At 60.4% G+C, this 4,048-nt stretch carries 5 protein-coding genes; all 5 read left to right on the top strand.

Annotation, left to right across the window (positions count from 1 at the left end):
* Positions 1 to 765, top strand: a 765-nt coding sequence (locus Q0176_RS07475; RefSeq protein WP_299300955.1) for an ABC transporter permease, incomplete at its 5' end; no start/stop codon positions are given.
* A gap of 14 nt (positions 766 to 779) precedes the next feature.
* Entirely contained in the window at positions 780 to 1,649 is an 870-nt protein-coding gene (locus Q0176_RS07470) for an ABC transporter permease (protein WP_299300952.1), read from the top strand.
* A 12-nt stretch (positions 1,650 to 1,661) separates the two neighbouring features.
* Entirely contained in the window at positions 1,662 to 2,642 is a 981-nt protein-coding gene (locus tag Q0176_RS07465; RefSeq protein WP_299300948.1) for an ABC transporter ATP-binding protein, read from the top strand.
* Positions 2,639 to 3,604, top strand: coding sequence for an oligopeptide/dipeptide ABC transporter ATP-binding protein (locus tag Q0176_RS07460; RefSeq protein WP_299300945.1), 966 nt, complete (start codon positions 2,639 to 2,641; stop codon positions 3,602 to 3,604). Before Q0176_RS07465 ends, Q0176_RS07460 begins: the two co-directional genes overlap by 4 nt.
* A 58-nt stretch (positions 3,605 to 3,662) precedes the next feature.
* Positions 3,663 to 4,048: ABC transporter substrate-binding protein (locus Q0176_RS07455; protein ID WP_299300942.1), on the top strand; the 386-nt coding region annotated here is incomplete at its 3' end.

Raw genomic sequence — 4,048 nt, 5'->3', positions numbered from 1 at the left:
CTGAACGACCCGTTTTTGGTTCAGTTCTTCCACTATCTTTACAAGGCCGTCCGGCATGGGGACATCGGGTATTCCTACGTGACGAAAAACCCCGTCGCACAGGAGGTGCTGGCTGCGTTTCCCGCCACGGTGAAGCTGGCAACCATCGCGGTCATCCTGTCCGTCTGTCTGGGCGTACCCTTCGGGATCATATCCGCGGTGAAACAGTATTCCTTCTTCGATTCCTTCGTGATGTTCTTTGCCATGGTCGGGGTTTCCATGCCCATCTTCTGGCTGGGGCTCCTGATGATCCTGTTCTTCTCGGTACAGTTGGGGTGGCTTCCCTCCTCGGGGTTCGACACCTTTTCGTCCATGATCCTTCCGTCCCTGGCCCTCGCCCTGCAGTCGATGGCGCTGATCACCCGTATGACCCGGTCGAGCATGCTCGAGATCATCCGGCAGGACTACATCCGAACGGCGCGCTCCAAGGGGCAGCGGGAGAAGCTGGTGATCCTGCGCCACGCGCTGGCCAACGCCCTGATTCCGGTCGTGACGGTCATCGGGCTGCAGTTCGGCAACCTGTTGGGCGGGGCTCTGCTGACCGAATCCATATTTTCGATACCCGGCATCGGCCGGCTCATGGTCGACGCCATAAAGATGAGAGATTATCCCGTAGTCCAGGGCGGGGTTTTGTTCATAGCCATAGCCTTCAGTGTGGTCAACCTCCTTGTCGACTTGACGTATGCCTGGGTCGATCCGAGGATCAAGGCCCAGTACAGGAGTTAAGGAGGTAAGTTCCGATGCCGGAAGAAAACTCGGTGAATAAGGAGAACAAAAGCAAGCGTACCGTGATGAGAAGCCTTTGCAAGAGCCCTTTGGCGATGTTGGGGCTCTTCATCGTGCTGCTGCTGATCGTCTGTGCCATTTTTGCCGACTCCATCGCGCCCTATTCCTATTCCAAGCAGAACCTGCTTCATGCCTTCGAGTTTCCGTCGTCCAAACACCTGTTCGGTACGGACGAGTTCGGGCGAGACATCTTCAGCAGGATGGTCTACGGTTCCAGGATATCCCTCGTGGTCGGCTTTATTGCCGTGGGCATCGCCATCCTGTTCGGCGGTCTCCTCGGGGCGGTCGCCGGTTATTACGGAGGGGTTCTGGACAACCTGATCATGCGGGCCATGGATATCCTGCTCTCGATTCCAAGTACGGTGCTGGCTATATCCATAGCGGCCGCGCTGGGGCCGGGCCTCCTGAATCTGATGGTTGCCGTGGGCATTTCCTCCACGCCGGCTTACGCCCGGGTGATGCGGGGATCCGTCCTCTCGGTCAAGGGGCAGGAATTCGTGGAGGCGGCCAAGGCCGTGGGGTCGAGCGACCGAAGGATCATCCTGCGGCACATCATCCCGAACTGCATGGCCCCCCTCATCGTCCAGTCGACGCTGGGCGTGGCCTCCGCCATCCTTTCCACCGCGGGGCTTTCCTTCATCGGGCTCGGGATTCAGCCCCCGACCCCGGAGTGGGGAGCGATGCTGTCCGGGGCACGAGCCTATATCCGGGACTACGCCTACATGACGTTTTTTCCGGGGTTTGCCATTATGATCACGATTCTTGCCCTGAACTTTCTTGGGGACGGCCTCAGGGACGCACTCGATCCCAAACTGAAGAGATAGGGGACGAAGGTTATGGGCGAGGGGAAAAAACTTCTGCAGATTCAGGATCTGTCCGTCGAGTACGTGACGGACGACGGGACGGTCCACGCGGTTAGCCGGCTGGACCTGGAGGTTGACCGGGGCGAGAGCCTCGGCCTGGTTGGGGAGACCGGTGCGGGCAAGACGACCACGGCGCTGAGTATTCTGCGTCTGCTCCCGGCGCCTCAGGGCAGGGTTTCCGGAGGGCGCATCCTCTTCGAGGGGGCGAATCTCCTGGAGAAGGACGAGGCGGAGATGCGTTCGATCCGGGGTGAGAAGATCTCGATGATCTTCCAGGACCCCATGACCTCCCTCAATCCGGTCATCCCGGTCGACAGACAGATATCCGAGATGATCTCCCTGCACCAGAAAGTCAGCGAGTCCAAGGCCCTCGAGATGGCGGGGGACATGCTGGAGGTCGTGGGGATCATGAGGGAGCGGGGGAACGAGTACCCGCACCAGTTCTCCGGCGGCATGAAGCAGCGCGTAGTCATCGCCATCGCTCTGGCCTGCAACCCGATGCTGCTGATCGCGGACGAGCCGACGACGGCGTTGGACGTGACGATCCAGGCGCAGGTGCTCAAGCTCATGCGCAATCTGAAGGCGAAATACGACACGTCCATGATCATGATAACCCACGATCTTGGCATCGTCGCGGAGATGTGCGACAAGGTGGCCATCATGTACGCGGGGCGGGTGGTCGAGTACGCGTCCACGCAGCAGTTGTTCGAGGACCCCAGGCATCCCTACACGGAGGGACTCTTCAACTCGCTGCCCGATATCGAGGAGGAGCAGGAGCGCCTGAAAGTCATTCAGGGCCTGATGCCCGATCCGACGAACCTGCCCTCGGGCTGCTGTTTCCACCCCCGGTGCCCTTACGCCGTCGAGAGCTGCTCCGTGTTGGAGCCGGCGATGTTCGAGGCGGCCCCCGGACATTTCTCGGCTTGCCCCGTGCGAGGAGGAAATGGCAGATGAGCGGGTTCGACAAGTACATCGAGGTTCGGAACCTCAAGAAGTATTTCGGTACGAGGCGGGGGCTCCTGCACGCGGTCGACGACGTGTCCTTCGACATCGGCCGGGGAGAGACCCTGGGGTTGGTCGGGGAATCGGGATGCGGGAAGTCCACGCTGGGGCGTACGCTCATCCGTCTTCTGGACGCCACGGCCGGGCAGGTGCTGTTCGACGGCGTCGACCTGCTGAAGCTGGGCAGCAGGGAGATGAAGGAGATGCGCAAGAAGGTCCAGATCGTCTTTCAGGACCCCTATTCCTGCCTGAACCCCAGGCTCTCCGTCTCCAAGCTCATCGCCGAGCCCCTGATCGTGAACAACGTCTATTCCAGCTCGACGGAGATGCATCGGCGCGTCGAGGAGCTCATGGATATCGTGGGGCTGGCACGGCGTCTCACCAACAGCTATCCTCACGAGCTCGACGGAGGACGGCGGCAGAGGATCGGGATCGCCCGCTCCCTGGCGCTTTCCCCTGAGTTCATCGTCCTGGACGAGCCCGTATCAGCCCTGGATGTCTGCATCCAGGCGCAGGTGCTCAACCTCCTGAGCGACCTCAAGAAGGAGTTTGGCTACACCTATGTGTTCATCTCGCACAACTTGAGCGTCGTGAAGCACGTCTCGGACCGAATCGCCGTGATGTACCTCGGCCAGATCGTCGAGCTGAGCGACTTCAGGAGCATCTTCAAGAATGCGATGCACCCCTATACCATGGCGCTGCTCTCGGCGATACCGGTTCCGAGATACGGCCATCGGCGGAAGGAGATCATCCTCGAGGGCGACGTCCCGAGCCCCATCAATCCGCCCGAGGGCTGCCGCTTCGCCGGGCGCTGCATCCATGTGAAGGAACTTTGTACGCGTGAGACTCCAAAACTCGGGGAGGTGGAGCCGGGGCATTTCGTCAGCTGTCATTTTGCGGGGCAACTTGCGTGAGGGGCGGGAAGTTTCGTCGAGAGAAGAAGGGAGACAACCTACAATGAGAACACGTTCGATGAGAAAAGTTTTGTTCGTGATCGTCTGCGTCGGCCTGCTGTTCGGCAGCCTGGGAAGCGCCTCCTTCGGGGCGGACAGGAAGGACACCCTGATCGTGGCCACCAGAGCGGACACCAACGCGCTCGATCCCATCATTACGGGGTCCGCGACGGGGGCGAACCTCTTCCTGCAGATCTACGACTATCTGTTCTACCAGAACCCGGATGGATCGATATCCCCCCGTCTCGTGGAGCGCTGGGAGCAGCCGGATGACAAGACCTACATCTTCCATCTGAAGCATGGGGTGAAGTTCCACAACGGCGAGCCGTTCACGGCCGAGGACGCGATGTTCACCATAAACCGCGGGCGCACCTCCGTCACGGCCACCGGCTCCAACATCCTTCT

Origin of the sequence: uncultured Fretibacterium sp., assembly GCF_938040765.1 — a bacterium.
GTDB lineage: Bacteria > Synergistota > Synergistia > Synergistales > Aminobacteriaceae > CAJPSE01.
This window is presented reverse-complemented; position numbering and strand designations above follow the sequence as displayed.